Origin of the sequence: Cobetia sp. MMG027, from assembly GCF_027947415.1 — a bacterium.
GTDB classification, from domain to species: Bacteria; Pseudomonadota; Gammaproteobacteria; order Pseudomonadales; family Halomonadaceae; genus Cobetia; species Cobetia marina.
In genome coordinates, this window is the sequence record NZ_JAQJIO010000003.1 from 359301 (window position 1) to 382606 (window position 23306).

At 63.5% G+C, this 23306-nt stretch carries 17 protein-coding genes; 7 read left to right on the plus strand and 10 right to left on the minus strand.

Going from position 1 to position 23306, the window contains the following annotated elements:
* Window positions 1–168 precede the first annotated feature (168 nt).
* The 6 genes from PJK54_RS05570 to PJK54_RS05595 all read left to right on the plus strand — a co-directional run bounded on the left by PJK54_RS05570 (window position 169) and on the right by PJK54_RS05595 (window position 9126).
* On the plus strand, window positions 169–3003 hold the full coding sequence (locus PJK54_RS05570) for a 2-oxoglutarate dehydrogenase E1 component (RefSeq protein WP_077379225.1): 2835 nt from the start codon (window positions 169–171) through the stop codon (window positions 3001–3003).
* A 51-nt stretch (window positions 3004–3054) separates the two neighbouring features.
* Entirely contained in the window at window positions 3055–4605 is a 1551-nt protein-coding gene (odhB, locus tag PJK54_RS05575; protein ID WP_077379227.1) for a 2-oxoglutarate dehydrogenase complex dihydrolipoyllysine-residue succinyltransferase, read from the plus strand.
* A 110-nt stretch (window positions 4606–4715) separates the two neighbouring features.
* Entirely contained in the window at window positions 4716–6155 is a 1440-nt protein-coding gene (gene lpdA, locus PJK54_RS05580) for a dihydrolipoyl dehydrogenase (protein WP_077379229.1), read from the plus strand.
* 108 nt (window positions 6156–6263) lie between these two features.
* Window positions 6264–7430: an ADP-forming succinate--CoA ligase subunit beta gene (gene sucC / locus PJK54_RS05585; protein WP_077379231.1), complete on the plus strand. Its 1167-nt coding sequence runs from the start codon at window positions 6264–6266 to the stop codon at window positions 7428–7430.
* A complete protein-coding gene (gene sucD, locus PJK54_RS05590) occupies window positions 7430–8302 on the plus strand; it encodes a succinate--CoA ligase subunit alpha (protein WP_065392579.1) in 873 nt (290 codons plus the stop codon). The genes sucC and sucD overlap by 1 nt, the downstream gene beginning before the upstream one ends.
* A 281-nt stretch (window positions 8303–8583) precedes the next feature.
* A complete protein-coding gene (locus tag PJK54_RS05595) occupies window positions 8584–9126 on the plus strand; it encodes a DUF302 domain-containing protein (protein WP_103751477.1) in 543 nt (180 codons plus the stop codon).
* 185 nt (window positions 9127–9311) lie between these two features.
* Here PJK54_RS05595 and glpQ read toward each other — a convergent pair whose 3' ends face one another.
* The 7 genes from glpQ to PJK54_RS05630 form a co-directional block, all read right to left on the minus strand.
* Window positions 9312–10457 carry a glycerophosphodiester phosphodiesterase gene (gene glpQ / locus PJK54_RS05600; protein WP_219815853.1) on the minus strand — a complete coding sequence of 382 codons (1146 nt, stop codon included), beginning with the start codon at window positions 10455–10457 and terminating at the stop codon, window positions 9312–9314.
* A 142-nt stretch (window positions 10458–10599) separates the two neighbouring features.
* A complete protein-coding gene (locus PJK54_RS05605; protein WP_077379233.1) occupies window positions 10600–11604 on the minus strand; it encodes a lysylphosphatidylglycerol synthase transmembrane domain-containing protein in 1005 nt (334 codons plus the stop codon).
* Window positions 11605–11667: 63 nt separating this feature from the next.
* Window positions 11668–12483: a DUF2334 domain-containing protein gene (locus PJK54_RS05610; RefSeq protein WP_077379235.1), complete on the minus strand. Its 816-nt coding sequence runs from the start codon at window positions 12481–12483 to the stop codon at window positions 11668–11670.
* The gene (locus PJK54_RS05615; RefSeq protein WP_077379411.1) at window positions 12476–13585 is read right to left on the minus strand and encodes a glycosyltransferase family 4 protein; all 1110 of its coding nucleotides are present in this window, start codon (window positions 13583–13585) and stop codon (window positions 12476–12478) included. The genes PJK54_RS05610 and PJK54_RS05615 overlap by 8 nt, the downstream gene beginning before the upstream one ends.
* A gap of 646 nt (window positions 13586–14231) precedes the next feature.
* The gene (locus tag PJK54_RS05620) at window positions 14232–14585 is read right to left on the minus strand and encodes a hypothetical protein (protein ID WP_077379237.1); all 354 of its coding nucleotides are present in this window, start codon (window positions 14583–14585) and stop codon (window positions 14232–14234) included.
* 272 nt (window positions 14586–14857) lie between these two features.
* Window positions 14858–16804, minus strand: coding sequence for an exoribonuclease II (locus tag PJK54_RS05625; RefSeq protein ID WP_077379239.1), 1947 nt, complete (start codon window positions 16802–16804; stop codon window positions 14858–14860).
* 172 nt (window positions 16805–16976) lie between these two features.
* On the minus strand, window positions 16977–17642 hold the full coding sequence (locus PJK54_RS05630; RefSeq protein ID WP_077379241.1) for an NAD(P)H-binding protein: 666 nt from the start codon (window positions 17640–17642) through the stop codon (window positions 16977–16979).
* Window positions 17643–18048: 406 nt separating this feature from the next.
* On the opposite strand from PJK54_RS05630, the gene PJK54_RS05635 reads away from it, so the two are divergent.
* On the plus strand, window positions 18049–19170 hold the full coding sequence (locus tag PJK54_RS05635; RefSeq protein ID WP_271302423.1) for an oxidoreductase: 1122 nt from the start codon (window positions 18049–18051) through the stop codon (window positions 19168–19170).
* Between the two features lie 100 nt (window positions 19171–19270).
* Here PJK54_RS05635 and PJK54_RS05640 read toward each other — a convergent pair whose 3' ends face one another.
* The 3 genes from PJK54_RS05640 to PJK54_RS05650 all read right to left on the minus strand — a co-directional run bounded on the left by PJK54_RS05640 (window position 19271) and on the right by PJK54_RS05650 (window position 23281).
* Entirely contained in the window at window positions 19271–20476 is a 1206-nt protein-coding gene (locus PJK54_RS05640) for a TIGR01620 family protein (RefSeq protein WP_103751478.1), read from the minus strand.
* Window positions 20473–21960 (minus strand): YcjX family protein, encoded by a 1488-nt coding sequence (locus PJK54_RS05645; RefSeq protein WP_258038355.1) that lies wholly within the window; start codon window positions 21958–21960, stop codon window positions 20473–20475. The genes PJK54_RS05640 and PJK54_RS05645 overlap by 4 nt, the downstream gene beginning before the upstream one ends.
* 115 nt (window positions 21961–22075) lie before the next feature.
* Entirely contained in the window at window positions 22076–23281 is a 1206-nt protein-coding gene (locus PJK54_RS05650; RefSeq protein ID WP_077379419.1) for an MFS transporter, read from the minus strand.
* Window positions 23282–23306 lie beyond the last annotated feature (25 nt).

Here is a 23306-nt window from a genome sequence, read left to right on the forward strand (position 1 = left end):
GCAGCGCACAGCTTGCTGGAGCCGGTGCCTTGTGCACCGGCTTTTGACGATAAAAGAAGACTCAGATGGTGAAGGCCTCCATGGTTTCGCCATACAGGGCATAATCGAGTGACGCCGACAGCGCTTGTCCGGCGCCTACCCCACCCCATCAGTCAGGGTGACCGAGAGATGCAAGAAGGCACAATGGAGTTGATGTGGCGCACTTCCCATATGAGCGGCGGGAATGTCCACTACGTAGAAGATCTCTACGAGCGTTATCTTGTCGACCCGAACGAGGTTCCCGACGAGTGGCGCAACTACTTTGATACTCTGCCGCGTCATGACGGCAGCCCCTCCCAGGATGTTCCGCTGACCCCGATCCGTGAGCAGTTCTACGAGATGGGTCGCAACAGTCGCCGCTCGGTGGCTGTCTCGGCGGGCGAGAGCAGCGAGAACAAGAAGCAGGTTCGTGTTCTTCAGCTGATCAACGCCTATCGCTTCCGTGGCCACCAGAAGGCGGACATCGATCCCCTTGGTCTGCGCAAGCCGGCACCGATTCCTGATCTTGAGCTTTCCTTCCACCAGCTGTCCTCCGCTGACATGGACGTCGAGTTCCAGACCGGCTCGCTGTTCCTCGGCAAGGACGTTGCACCGCTGAAGGAAATTCACGCCGCGCTGGAGCAGACCTACTGCCGCAGCATCGGCGCCGAGTTCATGCACATCGTCAATACGGAAGAGAAGCGCTGGCTGCAGCAGCGTTTCGAGTCCGTGCGTTCCAAGCCGAACTTCTCACGCGATGTCCGCCATCACGTGCTGGAACGTCTGACCGCCGCCGAAGGTCTCGAGAGCTACCTCGCCAGCAAGTACCCGGGGACCAAGCGCTTTGGTCTGGAAGGCGGCGAATCCTTCATCCCGATGATGGATGAGCTGATCCAGCGCAGCGGCAAGTACGGTACCAAGGAAGTCGTGATCGGCATGGCCCACCGTGGCCGCCTCAACCTGCTGGTCAATCTGCTGGGCAAGAGCCCGTCCGAGCTGATCGAGGAATTCGACGGCAAGAAGCAGATCGCCAAGGGCTCCGGTGACGTGAAGTACCACCAGGGCTTCAGCTCGAATGTCATGACACCGGGCGGCGAAGTCCACCTGGCACTGGCGTTCAACCCGTCGCACCTGGAGATCGTCTCTCCGGTGGTCGAGGGCTCGGTGCGTGCCCGTCAGGATCGTCGTGAAGACGCCGAGGGTGACAGCGTACTGCCGATTTCCATCCACGGTGACGCGGCATTCGCCGGTCAGGGCGTGGTGATGGAAACCTTCCAGATGTCGCAGACCCGTGCCTACAAGACGGGTGGTACCGTTCACGTCGTCATCAACAACCAGGTGGGCTTCACCACCTCGCGTGCCGATGACGCGCGTTCCACCGAATACTGCACCGACATCGCCAAGATGGTTCAGGCGCCGATCATCCACGTCAATGGTGACGACCCGGACGCCGTGCTGCACGCCGCCCAGGTCGCCATCGACTATCGCCAGCAGTTCAAGCGTGACGTGGTGATCGACCTCGTGTGCTACCGCAAGCGCGGTCACAACGAGGCGGACGAGCCGTCCGGCACCCAGCCGCTGATGTACGCCAAGATCAAGTCCCAGAAGACCGCTCGCGAGAAGTATGCGCAGCGTCTGGTCGAGGAAGGCGTGCTCAGCGAGGAAGAGACCCGGCAGCTGGTGGATCAGTACCGCGCGGATCTCGATGCCGGCAATCACGTCGCCAATGCCCTCGTGAAGCAGCCGAATACCGGTCTGTTCGTCGATTGGACGCCGTACCTGGGCCACGAGTGGACCGGCGATGCCGATACCTCGATGGACATGAAGCAGCTGCAGGCGCTCGCCAACAAGATGTGCGAAGTGCCGGACGGCGTCTCGGTCCAGCGTCAGGTCAACAAGATCTACGAAGACCGTCGCAAGATGGCCGCCGGCGGCATGCCGCTGAACTGGGGCTTCGCCGAGACGCTGGCCTACGCCACCCTGGTGGATGCCGACCATCCGGTACGCATCACTGGCCAGGACGTGGGTCGTGGCACCTTCTCCCACCGTCACGCGGTGGTGCACAACCAGAATGATGGCAATACCTACGTGCCGCTGCAGCACATCAAGGATGGTCAGGCAACCTTCACCATCCATGACTCCTACCTCTCCGAGGAAGCGGTGCTGGCCTTCGAATACGGCTACGCCACGACCATGCCGACGGCATTGGTGGTGTGGGAAGCCCAGTTCGGTGACTTCGCCAACGGTGCCCAGGTGGTGATGGACCAGTTCATCTCCTCCGGCGAGAGCAAGTGGGGCCGCCTGTGCGGTCTGACCATGCTGCTGCCGCACGGTTACGAAGGTCAGGGGCCGGAGCACAGCTCCGCGCGCCTCGAGCGCTATCTCCAGCTGTGTGCCGAGCACAACATGCAGGTGTGCATGCCGACCACGCCGGCGCAGATCTATCATCTGCTGCGTCGTCAGGTCATCCGCTCGCTGCGCAAGCCGCTGGTCGTGTTGTCGCCCAAGTCACTGCTGCGTCACAAGGAAGCGACTTCCACCCTCGACGAGCTGGCCGATGGCCGCTTCGAGATGGTGCTGGCCGACAAGGGCAATCTTGAAGCTTCCAAGGTCAAGCGCGTCGTGCTGTGTGCCGGCAAGGTCTATTACGACCTGGCAGGCTATCGCGCCGAGCAGGGCCGTGAAGACGTTGCCATCATCCGTGTCGAGCAGCTCTATCCCTTCCCGAAGGAAGAGCTCCAGGCCGCCATCGCCGACTACGAGAATCTCGAGCAGGTGATGTGGTGCCAGGAAGAGCCGCTCAACCAGGGTGCCTGGTATCAGAGTCAGCACCACATGCGTCAGGTCGCTGATCAGCATCGTCAGGGCCTCGGCATGAGCCTGGCCTTCGCCGGACGCCCGGCCTCTGCGGCGCCTGCCGCGGGCTACATGTCCGTTCATAACGAACAGCAGCGCCAGCTGGTCGACGACGCCTTCAACAAGTAAAGGCCCGCGACCCGCAAGGGCACCGAGAGAGAATCGAGTTAAGGAACTCCAATGGCTATCGATATCAAAGCGCCGTCTTTTCCGGAATCCGTCGCCGAAGGCACAGTGGCGACCTGGCACAAGCAGCCCGGTGACAGCGTCGAGCGCGACGAGCTGATCGTCGAGATCGAGACTGACAAGGTGGTGCTGGAAGTGGTGGCACCGCAGAACGGCACCCTGGGCGAGATCAAGGTCCAGGAAGGCGAGACCTGCGAGTCCGAGCAGGTACTGGGTACCATCGGTGACGCAGACGCCGCATCTTCCGACGAGAAGAAGCAGGCGCCCGCTGAAGGCAAGGACGACGCCAAGGCCGAGAGCAAGCCGGCCGCCGGTGGCGAAGGCGAGACGCTGGAAGTCAAGGCGCCGAGCTTCCCGGAATCCGTCGCGGAAGGCACTGTCGCCACCTGGCACAAGAAGGTCGGTGACGCCTGTGAGCGCGATGAGCTGATCGTCGAGATCGAGACTGACAAGGTCGTGCTGGAAGTCGTGGCTCCGGCAGATGGCGCCCTGAGCGAGATCAAGGTTCAGGAAGGCGAGACCTGCGAGACCGAAGCCGTGCTGGCACTGTTCAGCGCTGGTGCTTCCGGTGCCGCTGCTCCGGCCGCTGAGGAAAGCGACAGCAAGTCCGACGAAGGTCAGGACGAGAAGGTCGGTGACAAGATTCTCGCGCCAGCCGCTCGCAAGATGGTCGCCGAGCACGATCTGGACGTCAGCAAGCTGGTCGGTACCGGCAAGGGCGGTCGCGTGCTGAAGGAAGACGTGGCCAAGGCCGTCAAGGAAGGCACCGCAGCCAAGTCCGCTGCCAAGCCTGCTGCCGCACCGAAGGCCGCTGCACCGAAGGCCGCTCCGGCCTTCGAGGGCGAGCGTCCCGAGAAGCGCGTGCCGATGAGCCGCATGCGTCAGACCATCGCCAAGCGCCTGGTCAATGCCCAGCAGACCGCCGCCATGCTCACCACGTACAACGAAGTGGACATGAGTGCGGTGATGGAGCTGCGCAAGCAGTACAAGGACACCTTCCAGAAGGTGCACGACACCAAGCTCGGCTTCATGGGCTTCTTCGTCAAGGCGGCCACCGAAGCGCTCAAGCGCTTCCCGGACGTCAATGCCTCCATCGACGGCACCGACATCGTCTACCACGGTTACCAGGACATCGGCGTTGCCGTGTCGTCCGATCGTGGTCTGGTCGTGCCGGTCCTGCGTGATACCGACAGCATGAAGCTTGCCGATGTCGAAAAGACCATCGTCGACTTCGGTCAGCGCGCGCGCGCCGGCAAGCTGGGCATCGATGAGATGCAGGGCGGCACCTTCACCATCACCAACGGCGGCATCTTCGGTTCCCTGATGTCCACGCCGATCCTGAATCCGCCGCAGACCGCCATCCTGGGCATGCACAAGATCCAGGAGCGCCCGATGGCCGTGAACGGTCAGGTCGTCATCCGTCCGATGATGTATCTGGCGCTGTCCTACGACCACCGCATGATCGACGGCAAGGATGCAGTCCAGTTCCTCGTCGCCATCAAGGACCTGCTGGAAGATCCGGCTCGTTTCCTGCTCGACGTCTGAGACTGCAACGCCTCACGCCCGGGGCTTCCCCGGGCGTGTGCGGCCCCGATGGGTGACAGGTTGCCCATCGGGATGCCAATCCGAATCGAACTGCACCAACAGGAAGAGACATGGCCGATAAATTTGATGTAATCGTCATTGGCGCGGGCCCCGGTGGCTATGTGGCTGCCATCCGCGCGGCTCAGCTGGGTCTGAAGACTGCCTGCGTCGAGAAGTGGGTCAACAAGGAAGGCAAGACCGTCCACGGCGGCACCTGCCTGAACGTCGGCTGCATCCCGTCCAAGGCGCTGCTGGAAACCTCTCACAAGTTCGTCGAGGCACGTGACGAGTTCGCCGAGCTGGGCATCAAGGCCGATGGCGTCGAGATCGACGTGGCCAAGATGATCGAGCGCAAGGCGCAGATCGTGAAGAACCTGACCGGCGGCATTTCCGGTCTGTTCAAGGCCAATGGCGTGACCGCCCTGGAAGGTACCGGCAAGGTGCTGCCCAACAAGCAGGTCGAAGTCACCGGTCACGACGGCGAGAAGGCGACCTACGACGCCGAGAACATCGTCATCGCGTCCGGTTCCGTGCCGGTCGAGATTCCGCCGACGCCGCTGACCGAAGGTTTGATCGTCGATTCCACCGGCGCCCTCGAATTCACCGAGACGCCGAAGCGTCTGGGCGTCATCGGTGCCGGTGTCATCGGTCTCGAGCTGGGTAGCGTGTGGAGCCGTTGCGGTTCTGAAGTCACCGTGCTGGAAGCGGTCGACAGCTTCCTGCCGATGGTCGATGCCGCTGTCGCCAAGGAAGCCCAGAAGCTGCTCAAGAAGCAGGGTCTGGACATCAAGCTCGGCGCCCGCGTGACCGGTTCCGACATCAAGGACAGCGAAGTCGTCGTCAAGTACACCGACGCCAACGGCGAGCAGGAACAGACCTTCGACAAGGTCATCGTCGCGGTCGGCCGTCGTCCGTACACCCAGAGCCTGCTCGACAGCGATGTCGGCATCAATCTGGACGAGCGTGGCTTCATCCACGTCGATGACCAGTGCGCGACCAGCGTGCCGGGTGTCTACGCCATCGGTGACGTGGTACGTGGCCCGATGCTGGCCCACAAGGCCTCCGAAGAGGGCGTGATGGTTGCCGACATCATCGCCGGCCACAAGGCCGAGATGAACTACGACGCCATCCCGAGCATCATCTACACCTTCCCGGAAGTTGCTTGGGTCGGCAAGACCGAGCAGCAGGCCAAGGCCGAAGGCATTGAAGTCAAGACCGGCAGCTTCCCGTTCGCGGCAAGCGGTCGTGCCATGGCCAACAATGCCACTGAAGGTCTGGCCAAGATCATTGCCGACGCTGAGACTGATCGCGTCCTGGGTGTTCACATCATCGGCCAGCATGCCGGTGAGCTGATCGCTCAAGGCGTGACGGCCCTCGAGTTCGGCGCCAGCGCCGAAGACCTCGCGCTGATCTGCACGGCTCACCCGACACTGTCGGAAGCCGTACACGAAGCCGCGCTGGCCGTTGACGGGCATGCGATTCACATCGCAAACCGCAAGAAGCGCAAGTAAGCGTCCTTCCGAACAAGAGGCGCGTCGCCCCGGCCAGGCCGGGGCGAACGGTGGCAGCCGCATCTCGCGACTGCCGTTCGAGTCTAATGCAACCAATGGCATGACACGATGAACCTTCACGAGTATCAGGCAAAACAACTGTTTGCCGACTATGGCCTGCCGGTGTCCAAGGGCTTCGCCGTTGACACCCCGGAAGACGCTGCTGAAGCGTGCAAGAAGATTGGCGGCGACAAGTGGGTCGTCAAGGCACAGGTCCACGCAGGTGGCCGCGGCAAGGCCGGCGGCGTCAAGCTGGTCGAGAGCGCACAAGCCGCTTCCGACTTCGCTTCCCAGTGGCTGGGCAAGAACCTGGTGACCTACCAGACTGACGCGAATGGTCAGCCGGTCACCAAGATTCTCGTCGAGAACTGCACCGACATCGCCGAAGAACTGTACCTGGGTGCCGTCGTCGACCGTACCACTCGTCGCATCGTCTTCATGGCTTCCACCGAAGGCGGCGTGGAAATCGAGAAGGTTGCCGAAGAGACACCGGAAAAGATCCTGAAAGCCGAGATCGATCCGCTGGTCGGCGCTCAGCCGTACCAGGCGCGTGAACTGGCCTTCAAGCTGGGTCTGAACCCGACCCAGATCAAGCAGTTCACCAAGATCTTCCTGGGTCTGGCGAAGATGTTCGCCGACAAGGATTTCGCGCTGCTGGAAATCAACCCGCTGGTCATCACCGACGAAGGCAACCTCCACTGCCTCGACGGCAAGATCAACATCGATGCCAACGCCGTCTACCGTCACCCGGACCTGCAGGCGATGCACGATCCGTCTCAGGAAGACGAGCGTGAAGCGCATGCTGCCAAGTTCGAACTGAACTACGTTGCCCTCGACGGCAACATCGGCTGCATGGTCAACGGCGCAGGCCTGGCGATGGGCACCATGGACATCGTCAACCTGTCTGGCGGCAAGCCGGCCAACTTCCTCGACGTGGGTGGCGGTGCTACAAAGGAACGCGTTGCAGAAGCGTTCAAGATCATCCTGTCCGACGACAACGTCAAGGCTGTTCTGGTGAACATCTTCGGCGGCATCGTGCGTTGCGACATGATCGCCGAAGGCATCATCGGTGCCGTCGAGCAGGTCGGTGTCAACGTACCGGTCGTGGTGCGTCTGGAAGGCAACAACGCTGAACTCGGCGCCAAGAAGCTGGCCGAAAGCGGTCTGAACATCATCGCTGCTACCAGCCTGACTGACGCGGCGCAGCAGGTTGTCAAAGCTGCGGAGGGCAAGTAATGAGCATTTTGATCGACAAGAACACCAAGGTGATCTGCCAGGGCTTCACTGGCGGCCAGGGTACCTTCCACTCTGAACAAGCCATCGCCTACGGCACCAAGATGGTCGGTGGCGTGACGCCGGGCAAGGGTGGTCAGACTCACCTGGGCCTGCCGGTGTTCAACACCGTCGCGGAAGCCGTTGCCGAGACTGGCGCTGAAGCGTCCGTCATCTACGTGCCGGCACCGTTCTGCAAGGATTCCATCCTTGAAGCGGCCAATGCAGGCATCAAGCTGATCGTCTGCATCACCGAAGGCGTGCCGACTCTCGACATGCTGGAAGTCAAGGTCAAGTGCGACGAGCTGGGCGCGCGTCTGATCGGTCCGAACTGCCCGGGTGTCATCACTCCGGGTGAGTGCAAGATCGGCATCATGCCGGGTCACATCCACCAGCCGGGCAAGGTCGGTATCGTGTCTCGTTCAGGCACCCTGACCTATGAAGCCGTCAAGCAGACCACTGACCACGGTTTCGGTCAGTCCAGCTGTGTCGGTATCGGTGGCGACCCGATCCCGGGTTCCAACTTCATCGACATCCTCGAGCTGTTCGAGAAGGACCCGAAGACCGAAGCCATCGTCATGATCGGCGAGATCGGCGGTTCCGCTGAAGAAGAAGCGGCTGCCTACATCAAGGCGAACGTCACCAAGCCGGTCGTCTCCTACATCGCTGGTGTGACTGCGCCTCCGGGCAAGCGCATGGGCCATGCAGGCGCCATCATCTCCGGCGGCAAGGGTACTGCCGACGAGAAGTTCGCGGCTCTGGAAGAAGCTGGCGTCAAGACTGTGCGTTCACTCGCAGAGATCGGCGATGCCATCAAGGAAGTCACTGGCTGGTAAGCCTGTGATCTCCTGACAGCGCTCGGCGGCAACGCTGATTGCATGTCACCGAAAGGGCAGACCCACCGGGTCTGCCCTTTTTTCATGTCTGTCATTCGGTGAGGGAGTCATTGTCGGGAGCGATAGCTCATGCAAATGCGCATCACATCGCCTTCGCCACCCCAGACGGCAGGTGCGTTTGGATCAAGCAATTGCTAATCTGATGAGGTTCATTGGCACCTGACCAAGCGACACGTGCAGATGCCCCACGGCGAAACACGACTCACTGATAAGGATGTTCCATGCTCAAGACCTTCCCCGCTGTCACGCGTTCCGCCCGCCTGCTGGCGCTGCTGTCTCTGCCGTTGGTTACCGGCATTCCGCTGATGGCCAGTGCAGATTCCGGCGCCGCGGCAGCGTCCGCTCCTGAAGCCTCGGCGAGCATGCAGGTGCCTGCCAAGGGCATCGAGTCCGTGACCAGTCGTGAGGATGTCGCCACCGTCCAGGCGCGTCTGGAGAAGGCGCTCGAGGCCAAGGGGCTGACGCTGTTCAGCGTCATCGAGCATGAGGCGGGTGCCGAGAAGGTGGGGATGGAGCTTCCTGCCACGCATACCGTCATCTTCGGCAACCCCAAGGTCGGTACCCTGTTGATGCAGTGCAATGGTTCGGCTGCGCTGGATCTCCCGCAGAAGATGCTGATCCGTGCCGTGGAAGGGGGCAGCGTGATCGAGTGGAATGATCCGCAGTATCTGGCCAATCGTCATGACCTGGGTGACTGCAAGCTGCCGCTGGACAAGATCGGTGGACTGCTCAAGGGTCTGGCGGCCGAGGCAGCGGGGCAATGAGACGTGAAGACGCCATGTTTCAGCGCTGATCCTCCCAGTCTGGACGACACTGACACGAGCACTGACATCAGACACTGACATCCGTTTCTGACATTGCGCAGGACGAAAAAAGCCGGACTCCCTGAGGAGTCCGGCTTTTTCATGTGTCACCGCTCGCTTTTCTGCAAGCCGTCCTGCCGTGAGTTCTACAGGGCTTCGCCGTTGTGCTTGAGCCACTGTACCGCGCGGTCCGGGTAGTCCGTGAAGACGCCATCGACATCGGCGTCGACGAAGAACACGCGCAGCATGTCATCATAATCGCTGGCCCAGTCAGGGATGCGACCCTCATCAAGCCGGAAGGTATAGGGCATCACGATCAGGCCTGCTGCATGCGCTTCCTTGACCAGCGGCGTGACCTTGATGTCGTCCCGGGTCGAGCTGTCCTCGATCACCATCGGCTTCCACGGCCCGATGCCATCGGCATAGCCGGCAATCCGCTGCATGGCCCCATCCTGGTACATCCAGTCATAGCTGTAGGGCTCGAGCTTGCCATCCGAGCCCGGCTGGAAGGTCATGTCCCAACTGGTCTCGCCCATCAGCTGCACCAGTCGCAGGTCCATGCCCAGCTCGGGCTGCAGCGTGTCGTGGATGCGTTCGAGTCCATTGGGATCAAAGACCTGCACGATGGCATTGTCGTCATGGTCCAAATAGCCGTACTGCTTGAGCGTCTCGAGGACGGCTCTGGAGATTTCCTTGCCCTCGGACTGATGGAACCAGGGGGCCTTGATCTCGACATACAGGCCGACATCACGGCCCGTGGAGTGATTCAGGCCCTGGATCATCTCGATCTCCTCGCTCAGCGTATGCAGACCGAAGTGGGACTTGCCCAGCGGGAAGCGCTCGGGGTAGTCCGTGACACGCTTGCCATCCTTGACGGTGAAGCCCTCGCTGAAGGCCAGCTTGCGCAGCTCATCCAGGGTGAAGTCGATGGCATAGTAGCGGCCATCCTCACGAGCGCGGTCCGGGAAGACATCGGCGACATTGGTCACGCGATCCAGAAAGCGATCATGCAGCACCACCAGCTGATCATCCTTGCTCATCACCACGTCCTGCTCAAGGAAGTCGGCACCCTGGGCATAGGCCATCGACTTGGCGGCCAGCGTGTGCTCGGGCAGGTAGCCCGAGGCACCACGGTGAGCCACGACGACCTTGTCGGTGCCATGGCCGGGGTCGATGCTGCGCAGCGTCGCGTCATCGGCGAGGGCAGTGGAGGCCGTGGTCACAAGCAATGCGCCCATCACGCCAAGACGCGTGAGTGAGCGGTGAGTCAGGAAATGAGGGGAGCCGGACATGTGGGATCACCTTGGATGTGGTTATTGTATGGACGTTCAACATCGAATCATTACCATAACAAACACTTATCCAAATGGCGATGAGCAATGGAAATGAATGATGATGCGCTGGAGCTGTCCGGCAGAGGTGGGTCGCTGGGGGTCAGGCCGAGGGCGAGCGACGATTGAGCAGGCGGGCCAGCATGCCGCGTCCCGCCATCACGAAGAACACCGGGGCACCGGCGATCAGGTAGAAATAGAAGGTGACGGCGCGCCAGATGACGACGGCGGCAGCGGCGGTGGAGGCACCGATGACAGGCCCCAGCAGTGCCGTGGACGAGAGTTCGGCACCGCCTGCACCACCGGGCAGCAGCGTCAGTTGCCCGGCGGCGAGCGAGAGCATCTGCACGATGAAGGTCCAGCTCCAGTCGATGTCGCGCCCAAGTCCCGCGACGGCCAGATAGAGGATGGAATAGCGCAAGAGCCAATGGGCGCAGCACAGCAGAAAGATCAGGCTCAACGTCAGGCGAGGCAGGGCGAGCGTCTCGATCAGTGCATGACGGAAATGGATCAAGGCACGCGCCAGTCTGAGGCGCGAACGATGGCGTACCTTGAGCCAGCGCAGCAGGCGGCCACTGGCCTTGATCAATCGTCGATGATGCTTGCCGAGCGCCGCCAGCAGGCCGAAGCCGATGATCAGCAGCAGCGCCGGCACGGCCAGCATCCAGCCCAGGCGTAGATCGATGGTATGCGACAGTGCGTAGAGCCCGATGCTGGCGAGCGCCGAGAGAAAGAACAGCATGTCGGTCATCTGGTCGACGGCAAACACCGCCGAGGCGTGTGCCGGGCGTACCCCCTGACGTGCCAGCAGCCCCATCAGGGTGAGCGGGCCGCCACTGCCACCCGGCGTGGCGCTGATGGCGAACTCGGTGGCCATCACCATGCCCAGTGCACGCCGCTGTCCGAGGTGGCCGCCACGCCCGGCCAGCAGCAGGCGCAGGCGTCCGGCATTCAGGTTCCAGCACATCACGATCATGCCCAGCATCAGCGCGAAGGTCTCGAGGGGGAACTGGCGCAGCTGGCTCCCCAGCCCACTGCCGCCCAGCACCAGCGGCACGGCGATGACCAGCACCAGGCCGGCTCCCAGCATCCACAGGGCGCGATTCATGGTGGATTCTCGTGTTCAGGCGATGGGTGGAAGGGCATGGTGCCCAGGGCATGCTGCGGGAACTCAGGCAGCACTGTCGGCATTCCGTCGATCGGCGGTGAGCAGCCCCTTGTGTGTCAGCCAATCGAGCTTGGTCATCGGCAGGTAGCCATCATCCAGCAACCGTGTGACAAGTCGTGCCCAGTAGTCTCGCGAGCCCGTGTGGCGCATGTCGACCGGATGCAGTCCGAGGCGCAGGACATCGGCGTCACGCTCACGCGCCATCTTGCGTTCCGTGACCCAGCGGGACATGGCGCGCCGCGGCGCGGAGCGCGCGCTCCACACCAGTCCCGGAGCATCGATGGGGGTGAAGTCCGGCAGGCGATAGAGGTGCTGAGGGTCGCTGGTGTATTGGAAGTCCAGTGCCTGCAGGGCGCGCCGTGTGCCGTCACTCATCAACCAGGCCGGTGCCACGAAGCCCGACAGCGGCCAGCCGAGCCGCTTGAACAGGGCAGCGCCTTCCTGAAGACGCCGTCTGGCTTCGCTCTCATCGAGGGGGTAGAACTCGCCTTCCCAGGTCAGTACGCGGCGCATCACGTAATCGCGTGGCGTGCGGGGCGGCGGCGCATCATCGCAATGATGAAAACCATGCAGCGCCAGTTCATCGCCCTGCTGTCTGCGGGCCTCCAGCAGGGCGATGAACTCGGGAGCGTTCTCGAGAGGGTTGCGATGGTGGAAGTCCGGCACCACCAGCCAGGTGATCGGGCAGGGATGGCCAAGTCGCTCCTGACACAGCTCATCCATCTGATCGACGAAATCGCGATAGTCCTGCCAGGTCTCGGGAGCGATGTCGTGGAGGACCAGCAGGAAATGCTTTCTGGCGGCTGGAGACTCACCCATGTGTCACCTCTTCCAGTATCGGTTGCAGCTGAGTGCCGGTGACGGCGCGATAGTGATCGAGCAGTCCATCCACCACGCGGTCCCAGTCATGGTGCTTCTCCACATGACGACGCGCCTGGCGACCCAGGGCCGCCGGGTCATTGGCGAAGATGTCCTGAACGGCACGCGCCATGGCATGCGGTGCATGAGGATCACACAGTTGGCCACAGCCCAGCGGAACATTTTCCGCCAGCGCACCGGCGCGAGCGGCCACCACTGGCGTGCCGCAGGCCATGGCTTCCAGCACGACCAGACCGAAGGTCTCCTGTGTGCCGGCATGCAACAGCACATCGACGGAGGCGACCAGTCGTGCCACCTCCGCGCTGCTGCAGAAATGGCCGGTGACACTGACATTGTCCGGCAGGTGGCGAGGCATCCCGGAGCCGATCAACAGCAGATGGTAATTCGGGCCAAGCAGACGGGCGACTTCCAGCAGCTCGTCGAGATTCTTCTCGCGTGAACCGCGGCCGGCGAAGGCCAGCAGTCGCACGTGATCCGCCAGGCCAAGTTCACGTCGCAGGTCCTGATCCCGGCAATCGGGGTGGAAGGTGTTCAGATCGACGCCCAGTGGCTGGATGTGGACATTGCGTACCCCGAGTCGATCCAGTCGCCTCGCCATCACGTCACTGGGTGCCAGCACGCGATCGAAATGGCGATAGAGGCGCTGCACATAGCGATCGACATTGGCCCCCGACCACTCGCCGAGACGGTTGGTGATCAGACGTGGCAGATCCGAGTGATAGAAGCCGATCACCGGGACATCCAGCTTGCGGCCTGCATCCAATGCCGCCCAGGCGGTGACGTAGGGGTCACCCGCCTCGATCACGTCCGGCTGCAGTGCCAGCAGGGTGCTGACCCAGCCTCCACGCCTCAGCGGGAAGCGGTAGCCATTGCCGAAGGGTATCGGGGGGGCCGGGACGTGATAGAGGTCATCGCTGACACTGGAGGACTCTCCGGGAACCAGCAGGCTGTGACGAATGCCTGGTCGGCTTCGTAGGCGTCGTCGCTTGGCTTCCAGATAGGTTCTCACGCCGCCGCTGGACGGCGCATGAAACATCGTCATGTCTGCAACGTGGAGCATCTATTTGATTCCGTTGTGTTTTCTGGCAGACAGCGCCGAAAGGTCAATTCTTGTGCCCAGTCTGAGTCTGCTATTGATCTGGGGGGGAGAGGGGTGGGCTTCAAGTAGGCTTTTGGGAACGCGGAAGTCATGTTGCGCAACTGGCTCTGCTTTCCGGTCGCTGGCTACCCCCTGCACTCAAGAGTGAGACGCCAACCCTACGCCACGGATGGCGTGACCCATGTGACAGCGGCCGGAGGATTTTGTGCGATGCCAGCCGAGGAGGCGTCATGCTGGCCCAGCAGCGAATGCGCTCGCGGGCACAACACGGTTGCGGCGTTGGTGAGCCGCGGTGCAGACAGAACGTGATGCGGGGGGAGTGATTCAGGGGAGTGATGCGGGTAGGGGACTCAGGGGACTGATGCGGGAAGGACGTGATACTGGAAGAAAGTGATCAAGGGAGAGAGTGAAAAAGGGAGAGAGTGAAAAAGGGAGAAGCGACGGGACACCTGGCCATGCCATGGCAAAAAAAATCCCACCCGGGCAGTCGGATGGGAAAGTTGCGTGCACTACAGGAATTCAGGGGGATACGCGGATGGATTCCCGAGGCCTTCTCAGACGCGGACTACGCCTGGGAATGCCTCAGGACTCATGAGAATGATTGAGCGGACAGGAAGGACATCGTCTGGCCCAGCTCTTGGGAGAAGGCGGCTTCGGGCTCGGCGGGACGTTGACTGGCGAGCAACACGAGGCTCAGCAGCATGCCGGCTGCGAGCAGCAGGCGATTGCGTGTCCGGCGGCGGTCCCGCTCCAGCAGCATGGCCACATGCTCCATCGCCTCCTGCTGGATCTCACGCTGTCGCTGTGGCGTGACCGCGTCACGCGAGTGGCCATCTGACGGCTGATCGGTAACACGTGCCAGGACCATGGCCGGCTGGCGCACGATGGCGGCGTGTTCTGCAGCATGACGCTGTGAGGCAGCAGGCGAGCGATGGAATTTCATGGGAGGTCCTCTCACGGCAAGTGGCAGCATGGACAGATGGCAATGACTGACTCGGTACTTGACTCAATCAACGTTGGCGCGAGGAGTGTGGATGCCTCGTGTCTCGATGAAATGAGTGTAACGTGATTTTCTGTTTCATAAAATTACAATTTATCACGATGCGATCACGCTTTGAATACGTTGCGTTGCAGCAACGAAAACGCCCCGGGCGCAGAGCGCTCCGGGGCGTGGGGTACCGCCATCCTGTCAGACGGCGGTGAGCAGGTCGCGGCTTATTCGGCCGGACGACCCACCAGTGAACGACGTTCTTCACGGGCTTCGGTCAAGGAGACCTTGATGATGTCGCCCAATGAGTAACGCAGCTCGTCTTCGATGCGCACACGGCCTTCCTTGTCATCGATCGCGACCTTCTTGCGATCAGTGTGGATCAGCGGTGCCGGAATGAAGACGCTGGCGCCATTCTCTTCCAGGCGCACACGCATGCCACCGCGGCGGATATCGATGATCTCGCCAGTGAAGATCTGCTGCTCTTCGGCGGCCTTGGTCAGGTAACGCACGTAGAGCCAGTCCTTGACGTCGCGCTCAGCCATGCGGTTGAGACGACGACGTTCACTGAGGTGTTCGGTCAGCTGCTCGGTGGCTTCGGCCGGAGCATCCTGACCCAGAATCACGCGCTTGATCAGGCGATGGTTGACCATGTCGCCGTACTTGCGGATCGGCGAAGTCCAGGTGGCATAGGCCTCGAGACCCAGACCGAAATGCGGGCCCGGCTGGGCAGACATCACGGTGTAGCCCTGGAAGCGACGCATGCGCACGTCCAGCCAGGTATCCTCGCGGCTGTCCAGCTCCTGGCGCAGCAGGCGATAGCCTTCCAGGCTGCCCAGCTGTTCCGGCGTCGCGGTGATCTCCTGGGTGGCCAGGAATTCGATGGTGTCGTCGTACTTCTCCGGTGCAAAGCCCTGGTGCACGTTGAAGATGCCGTGACCGATGTGCTTGGAGAGCAGACGGGCGCAGCTCAGGTTCGCGGTGATCATGGATTCTTCGATCATGCGATTGCTGATGCGGCGATGGTCGGCACGCACGTTGAGCACGTTGCCTTCCTCATCCAGCTCGAATTCGAAGTCCGGACGCTCGCGGAAGATCTGGGAGTTGCGTGCACGCCAGGCGATACGCGCCTGAGTGAAGGCTTCCAGCTGACGCAGGCCTTCGGCCAGCTCCTCGGTTTCCGGCTTCCAGCTGCCTTCCTGGCCTTCGATCCAGTCAGAGACGTTGTCGTAGGTCAGGCGGTGATGCGAGCGCATGGTGGCTGCGAAGAACTTCGGCTCACCGATCACGCCGTCGGTGTCGATGTCGACGATGCACATCAGCGTCGGACGGTCTTCACCTTCCTTCAGCGAGCACAGGTCATCGGCCAGGATTTCCGGCAGCATGGTGACGTTCTGGCTCGGCAGGTAGACGGTGAAGGAGCGCGTGCGCGCCTCTTCGTCCACGCGGCTGCCTTCCGGCACATAGGCGGTCGGGTCAGCGATGGCGATGCTCAGGGTCCAGCCGCCTTCCGGGCGCTCGACGATGTGCAGGGCGTCATCCATGTCACGAGTCTTCTCACCATCGATGGTGAAGAAGGGTACGTGAGTCATGTCTTCGCGGGTCAGACCTTCCTCCAGCAGCGGCCAGTCGTTGCCGCCCTCCGGAGAGGCCTGTTCCAGCGCGTGACGCGCCAGGGTGACACGCCACGGCACGCGCGGGTTGTCCACCTCGGCGATGACTTCCTCGATCTGGGCGAAGAAGCTGCGGTCATCCTTGCGCATCGGGTGACGCAGCAGACGAGCCACGACCCAGTCGCCATCATTGAGGCTTTCCTCATTGATGCCGCGCTTCACGCGCGCTTTCATGCGCGTGTTGATGGACGGGTGATCCGGCATCACGTTGAGGCGACCGTCACGCTTGCCGACACGAGCGACGAAGCGGTCGACACCCGTCTCGATCAGCACTTCCGGCTGTACGGATTTCTTCTCGCCTTCGACCTTGACGGTCGCTTCGACGGTATCACCGTGCAGCACCTGCTTCATGGCGGGCGGCGGCACGAAATACGACTCGCCATCCTCGCACTCGAGGAAGCCGAAGCCCTTGTCGGTGCCTTTGATCACCCCCGTGACACGGGGAATTTCCTGGCGGATTTGATCTTTCAGCTGCGCCAGCAGCGAATTGTTCTGCAGCATTTCGGAAGTTCTGTTGGCGGGGTCAGTGGCTCACTATACGGACATGACGCATGGGGGGAAAGCGGCCAGAGACTCCGACGCCCGCACGGGCTGCGTGCGGGCGTCGGCAGCTGGCCGAACGAGTGGCGATGACGCCGCCGGTGGCGGTGCGTCGCTTGCGCCAGATGCGGCTTCAGACCGTGGCAGCAGCGTCCTGCAGCAGGCTGGAGACCGATTGATCACCATCGAACAGCGTGAAGACCGGTGCCTTGCGATGGCGACCTCCGATCTCGCGCGCCTGCATCACGCCCAGCAGGAATTCCGCCACGTTGGCGCGTGAGACCTGCATCTCGTCGGACTTCTCCGCGTCCTGGGTCAGCTTGCCGTTGCCGGCTTCCTCGGTGAGGCGGCCCGGTTTGACGATGACGTGGCGCAGTCCGCTCTCGGCCAGGCAGAGATCCGCCGCCTTCTTGGCCGCGAAGTAGGGACGCATGGCCGCCGGGCCTGCCAGCGGGGTCTCGGAGCGGATCGAGCTGACCTGGATCACCCGCGAGAGGCCGAATTCCGCGGCCAGTTCCGCAGTGCGCATGGCACCGTGCAGGTCGATGGTCAATGTCTTGTCAGGGCCGGTATGCGGGCCGGACCCCGCGACGAACACTGCCTGGTCACAGCCATAGAACGCCTGGCGCATCTCGCCTTCCAGGTCTCCCATGACGGTCGGAATGCCGCGTTCATGGAACCAGCCCTGCTGGTCCGTCGAGCGGATCATGGCGACGATGGGTTCGCCGGCGGCCTGGGCCTTCTCGCAGAGTTGACGACCGATCTTGCCATTGGCACCGATGATGAGCGTCTTGCGCATGTTGGCGACTCCTTGTTCGGGGGAACGAATGCAGCAGGCCGAGCCATCATCTCGAGAGAGCGATCCTCAAGCGATGACTCGGCGGGATACCGTCTTTCCTGCGGTCGGCCGGAGTGAACTTCAAGTGGTCCTGCCGTCGGGAGCCTGACAGAAGGTCAGGTCATGAGAGATGTGATGGGGGGAGTGGACAAAGCCGATCACACGCATGCGAGGCCGGCACTCGCAAGCCGCGCATGACTGATGTGAGCGCCGACACACCTACATGAGTCTTAGCTTATAAATACTGCGGTATTAAAGGCGCATGCCGGGGCTATGCCGTGACGTGCAGCCTGCTAGGATGGCGCTACAACACCCGAGAGCCCACGGCTCTCGGTCTCCACGACAGCATGAAAGACAAGGACGTCCGATGAGCGCCACGATGAATTCCGATGCCGCGCCCTCCCAGACACAAGGCAACGCCATTCGCGTCGGCCTGATCGGTTATGGCATGGCGGTACGTACCTTCCATGCGCCACTGATCGAGGCGACGCAAGGCCTGGCGCTGGTCGCGCTCTCGACCTCGCGTCCCGAGGTGGTCAAGGCCGAACGTCCCGAGCTCGAGGTGGAAGCCACTCCCGAGGCACTGCTGGCGCGTCAGGACATCGATCTCGTCATCATCGCCACGCCCAACGAGACCCACTACCCCCTGGCGAGTGCGGCGCTGGCGGCCGGCAAGCATGTGGTAGTCGACAAGCCCTTCACCGTCACGCTGGCCGAGGGTGAGGCGCTGGCCCGAGAGGCGGAGCAGGCAGAGCGGGTGCTGGCGGTGTTCCACAATCGTCGCTTCGATGCCGATTTTCTGACGCTGGTCGAGCTGATCGAGGGCGGTACCCTGGGGCGCATCGCCCACATGGAGTCCCATTTCGACCGCTTCCGCCCCAGCGTGCCGGACCGCTGGCGTGAGCAGGCCCTGCCCGGCAGCGGCCTGTGGTACGACCTCGGGCCACACCTTCTGGATCAGGCGCTGTGCCTGTTCGGCGAGCCTGCCAACATCCAGCTGACACGTCGCACCCAGCGCGAGGGAGCCGTCACCGATGATTTCTTCCATGCCGTATTGAGCTATGCCTCACATGCCATCTATCCCTCGCTGGTGGTCGAGCTGCACGCCAGTGCCTTGGCGGCCGCACCGACGGCACGTTTCGCCGTCCACGGCACGCGCGGCAGTTACGTGACGTTCGGTCTCGATCCTCAGGAGGCATGTCTCAAGGCCGGCAGCTTCCCGGCCCGTGACGAGGCCGAGCGGCTCGCGCAGCAATGGGGGCGCGACCCGCGCCCGGGCATGCTCACGGTGCTGGAGACGGCAAGGGAGGCCGGCGATGGGGAGCAGGTGCTGGTCGCCGGTATCCACCAGGGCCGCGATGGCGACTACCCGGCCTGGTATGCGCGGCTGCGCGACTGCATCCGTTCCGGCAGTGCCAACCCGACGCCCGCCGACGAGGCACTGCGCGTGATGAAATGGCTGGAAGCGGGGATCGCCAGCGAAGGCTGAGGCTGTTGGCGGTGAGATGACTCACGAAAACGCGCGCCCCGATGACTCGGGGCGCGCGTTCTGCTTTCAAGAGAGTGACAAGGATCAGCCTGCGATGCGCTCAGGCGTTGGCGTCGTCCTCGCCCTTGTCGGCCTTGCGCATGCGCGAGAACAGCTCCGCGCGCAGCTCGCCGATGCGCGGTACCTCCTCGGCATGGAAGGGGATGGGGCGCAGCAGGCGCATGGCACGCAGGCCCAGGCGTGCGTTCATCAGGCCACTGCCCAGCCCCTGTCCGGCCTTGGTGGAGAGGCGGCCGGCCAGATTCATCGACAGCAGATCCATGCTGGCCTCGGCGGCCAGTTCACTGGCGCCGGCGAAGGCCATCGACGCCAGCACCTCCTTGAACAGGCGCAGACGGCTGGCGTAGCCCAGCTCCAGTCCGTAGAGGCGCGACAGGCGCTCCATCATGCGCAGTCCGCGCCAGGCCACCAGGCTCATGTCGACCCAGGTCAATGGCGAGACCGCCACCATCACCGCCGTCTCGCCGCTCATGCGCGAGATCAGACGCCGCGCCTCACGGTCCCGCGGCCCCAGCACATGGAAGGCGAACAGCTCGCGGCGCTCCGACGGGGAGTGATGCGCTTCGCAGGCAGCGCGCCAGGCGCGCACGCCGGCATCATCCTCGCCCAGCTTCATCTGACGGCGCAGCTGCTCAAGCAGGTCTTCCTGCTGGCTGTCGGCCTTGCCGCCTGCCTTGTTCGAGCCCTCGTCAGGCGTGGACGGCGCATCACCGCGCTGGCCAAAGCTTTTCTGGCCAAAGCCTCCTTGACCAAAGCTCTCCTGGCCAAAATCATCCTGCTGATGTTCTTCCAGCTCGGCACGCAGCGCGACGTGCTTGCGCAGATGACGCAGTCGGAAGAGCTCCTTGCCCAGTGCGCGGGCGCCGAGCCCGATGGCACCAAGCCCCAGCAGGCCCCAGGCCCCGGCGATCAGGTCACCGCCCATGGCCGCCTGATACAGCGCATGGCCGGCCTCGACACCACCGAGTGTCAGGGTGCCGAGCAGCAGCCATTTGAGGCCACGATGGCGTGGCCTGGCGCTCAGCGTTGCATCGAGTCCCGGCGTGGCGGGCTCCGGTTCGGCCGCGGCCAGTGGCTGGCTTTCCATCTCCGGCGAGAAGTGGCGCGCGCCGCGCAGGGCCTCTGCCGCGCTCTCGGTGGGGCGCTCGGCGTAAGCCGTCGAGGCGGCATCGGCCTGCGCCGAGTCGGCAGAACCGGGACTCGTGAAGCGTTTGCCCGGGCGCGGGTGGCGGGATTCGGTGGTCATTTCAGGTGGTCTCCCAGCAGCCAGTCGAGCACCGCGTCCATGCGAATGTGAGGTGGTGCCTTGCCGTCGACCTGCGGCGGCGCGAAGTGGGGGAAGTCGAAGCGGCTCTCGGCCCAGAAATTCGGGTCGGGCAGCCGTGAGGGCACCTCGCCCGGGAACAGCAGCACGGACTCGCGGCCAGCGCCCTGCGTGCCTGAGTCGCTCGACCCTTCGTGCTCACCGAGCAGGTGTCCCGCCAGCGCCGGATGACGCTGACCATTCTCGACCACTTCACGCGCCTCGCTGGCGCGGATGGCGGCGATGGTGAAGGCCTTGAGCGGCACGTCGCGATAGCGCAGGCGTTTGAGCGGGCCCGCCAGCAGCTGCTCTAGCAGGTCGCGCATCGCGCCATGCTGCTCGGGGGTGACGTGGTCGGCCTTGGTGGCGGCGATGGCCAGGCGGTCGATGCGACGGTCCATCAGGCGCGCCAGCAGGTGACGGCGGCCATAGGCGAAGCTGTCGAACAGCTTGTCCAGCGCGCGGCTCAGGTCGCGGAAGGGTGCCGGGCCGGCATTCAGCGCACCCAGCACGTCGATCAGCACGATCTGGCGGTCAAAGCGCCGGAAGTGGTCGTGATAGAAGGGACGTACCACGCGGCGGCGATAGTGATCGAAGCGCCGCGCCAGGATGCGGTACAGGCTGGTTTCCGGCAAGGCTGCCAGCGCATCGGCTGTCCAGTCGCCAAGCCCCGGCAGCGGGAAGAATTGCAGCACCGGTGCCTCATCCAGCTCGCCCGGCAGCAGGAAACGGCCCGGTGTCAGGTCGACGAAGCCCCCCTTGCGGCGTGCGGCGTGCAGATAGTCGGTATACAGGCTCGCGATCTCGGCGAGGCGGTCTTCATCCACTTCGCTGTCCGGCGTCAGGCCCGCGATGGCGCCCATCCAGTCATGCGCCCAGTCGCCGCGCCCATCGGCCAGCTGCGTCTCGCATTCGCTGCTCCAGGCGGTGAAGTCCTGCTCCAGCATCGGCAGGTCCAGCAGCCATTCGCCGGGATAATCGATCAGGTCCAGTGTCAGGGTGGCGCGCTGGCTGTCGAGCATGCGCGCGGCGCGTGAGGTGGGGCGAAAGCCGATCTTGAGACGCAGCTCGCTGATGCTGCGGGTCGGCGTCGGCCATTCGGGGCCATGGGGCGAATGCTGGCCGGAAAGCGAGCGCAAGCCGGCTTCCAGCGGAAAGCGCGGGATGGAAAGATCCGGCTGACTGACACGCTCTGCCCCGAGCAGACGGCCATCGCGGGCGGCAGGCAACAGCTCCAGACGCGCGCCGAGTCCTGCGTGGCGCAGCTGCTCGATCAGCGAGACGAGAAAGGCCGTCTTGCCGGCACCGGACAGACCGGTGACGGCAAGACGCAGCTGACGATCGAGGCCGCGCTCCAGCAGGTCATGGGCTTCGCGGCCCACCTCGCGGGCAAGCTGGCGGGCGTTGCGGGTCATGGTGTTGAACATCAGGCATTCCCTGTCAGTGGGGGCGAGGCGGCGGCGCGACGTGATGGCGTCCTGGCAGCTGATGATGAGCTGGGTGATGGCCGGGACTTGTCAGTGTGCGCCGCACGGCTCGCCATCATCCCTCTATCTGCGGGCGATCGGCGCGCAAGGCAAGCTGACGCCACGCCAGAAGGGCGATGGGCAGCAGGCAGGCGGGGATCAGCAGCAGGTTGAGTAGCGCCCAGCCCAGCGTGCTGACCAGTGGTCCGGCCAGCAGTGCCGTCACCGCGCCTGTGGTGAAGACGAGGAACTCGTTGGCGGCCTGGGTGCGGGCCTTCTCGTTGGGGCGATGACAGCGGGTCAGCAGCGTGGTGGCGGGCAGGAAGGTGAAGTTCCAGCCGATGCCGAGCAGGATGAGGCCGAGGAAGAAGCCCTGGGTGCCGGTCAGATAGCCGGCGGCCAGCAGCTGCGCGGTGCCAAGGCTCGCCAGCAGGAAGGCGCAGCCGGTGATGATCATGGTGCCGGTGCCGAAACGTGCGGTCAGGCGTCCGGTGAAGAAGGAGGGCAGGAACATCGCGACCACATGCCACTGGATGGTGGTGGCGACGTGATCGAAGCCGTGTCCGGCATGCGCCATGGCCAGTGGCGTGGCCGTCATCGCCAGGTTCATCACCCCATAGCCGACCATCGCGCTGAGCACGGCCAGCAGGAAGGTCGGTTGGCGCAGGATCACGCCCAACGGGCGCGCGGGTTCGGGTTCATCATCGCCGTCCGACTGGGCGCTGCCTTCGCTGGGCAGCCGAATGAAGGCCAACAGCAGCAACGCCACCAGATACAGCGCCCCCAGCCCGAGAAAGCTGCCCAGGAAGGGCGTGTCGGCCAGTGCATGACTGGTGCGGGCAAGCCAGGGGCCGAAGAAGGCTGCCAGCACGCCACCACCCATCACCAGCCCGATGGCGCGCTCCCGCTGCTCCGGGGGCGCGGCTTCCATGGCGGCGAAGCGATACAGCTGGCCGAAGCCGATCCCGATGCCCACCAGCCAGGTGGAGAACAGGAACAGCCCGAAATGCTGCAGGTGCAGCGCCAGCACGGCCAGCCCCGCGCCTGCCAGCCCGCACAGATTGCCGAGCACGAAGCCGCGGCGTCGTCCGAGGCGTGCGGTGATCAGCGAGGCAGGGATGGTGGCGCACATCAGGCCCAGCCATTGGGTCGCGACCGGCGCGGTCGACCAGCTGCTCGAGGCAAGCTGGGCACCGATCAGCGGCGAGACCGCGATCAACAGGATGTTGCCGCTGACCAGCAAGGCCTGGCACAGCGACAACAGCGTGACGGCCAGCGGCAGGCGGGCCCGACCGGCAGTGGAGGAT

What these genes read in the sequence shown, in the direction of transcription:
- PJK54_RS05570 (WP_077379225.1), top strand. Translation starts at nt 169, where the DNA reads ATGCAAGAAGGCACAATGGAGTTGATGTGGCGCACTTCCCATATGAGC.
- odhB (WP_077379227.1), top strand. Translation starts at nt 3,055, where the DNA reads ATGGCTATCGATATCAAAGCGCCGTCTTTTCCGGAATCCGTCGCCGAA.
- lpdA (WP_077379229.1), top strand. Translation starts at nt 4,716, where the DNA reads ATGGCCGATAAATTTGATGTAATCGTCATTGGCGCGGGCCCCGGTGGC.
- sucC (WP_077379231.1), top strand. Translation starts at nt 6,264, where the DNA reads ATGAACCTTCACGAGTATCAGGCAAAACAACTGTTTGCCGACTATGGC.
- sucD (WP_065392579.1), top strand. Translation starts at nt 7,430, where the DNA reads ATGAGCATTTTGATCGACAAGAACACCAAGGTGATCTGCCAGGGCTTC.
- PJK54_RS05595 (WP_103751477.1), top strand. Translation starts at nt 8,584, where the DNA reads ATGCTCAAGACCTTCCCCGCTGTCACGCGTTCCGCCCGCCTGCTGGCG.
- glpQ (WP_219815853.1), bottom strand. Translation starts at nt 10,457, where the DNA reads ATGTCCGGCTCCCCTCATTTCCTGACTCACCGCTCACTCACGCGTCTT.
- PJK54_RS05605 (WP_077379233.1), bottom strand. Translation starts at nt 11,604, where the DNA reads ATGAATCGCGCCCTGTGGATGCTGGGAGCCGGCCTGGTGCTGGTCATC.
- PJK54_RS05610 (WP_077379235.1), bottom strand. Translation starts at nt 12,483, where the DNA reads ATGGGTGAGTCTCCAGCCGCCAGAAAGCATTTCCTGCTGGTCCTCCAC.
- PJK54_RS05615 (WP_077379411.1), bottom strand. Translation starts at nt 13,585, where the DNA reads ATGACGATGTTTCATGCGCCGTCCAGCGGCGGCGTGAGAACCTATCTG.
- PJK54_RS05620 (WP_077379237.1), bottom strand. Translation starts at nt 14,585, where the DNA reads ATGAAATTCCATCGCTCGCCTGCTGCCTCACAGCGTCATGCTGCAGAA.
- PJK54_RS05625 (WP_077379239.1), bottom strand. Translation starts at nt 16,804, where the DNA reads ATGCTGCAGAACAATTCGCTGCTGGCGCAGCTGAAAGATCAAATCCGC.
- PJK54_RS05630 (WP_077379241.1), bottom strand. Translation starts at nt 17,642, where the DNA reads ATGCGCAAGACGCTCATCATCGGTGCCAATGGCAAGATCGGTCGTCAA.
- PJK54_RS05635 (WP_271302423.1), top strand. Translation starts at nt 18,049, where the DNA reads ATGAGCGCCACGATGAATTCCGATGCCGCGCCCTCCCAGACACAAGGC.
- PJK54_RS05640 (WP_103751478.1), bottom strand. Translation starts at nt 20,476, where the DNA reads ATGACCACCGAATCCCGCCACCCGCGCCCGGGCAAACGCTTCACGAGT.
- PJK54_RS05645 (WP_258038355.1), bottom strand. Translation starts at nt 21,960, where the DNA reads ATGTTCAACACCATGACCCGCAACGCCCGCCAGCTTGCCCGCGAGGTG.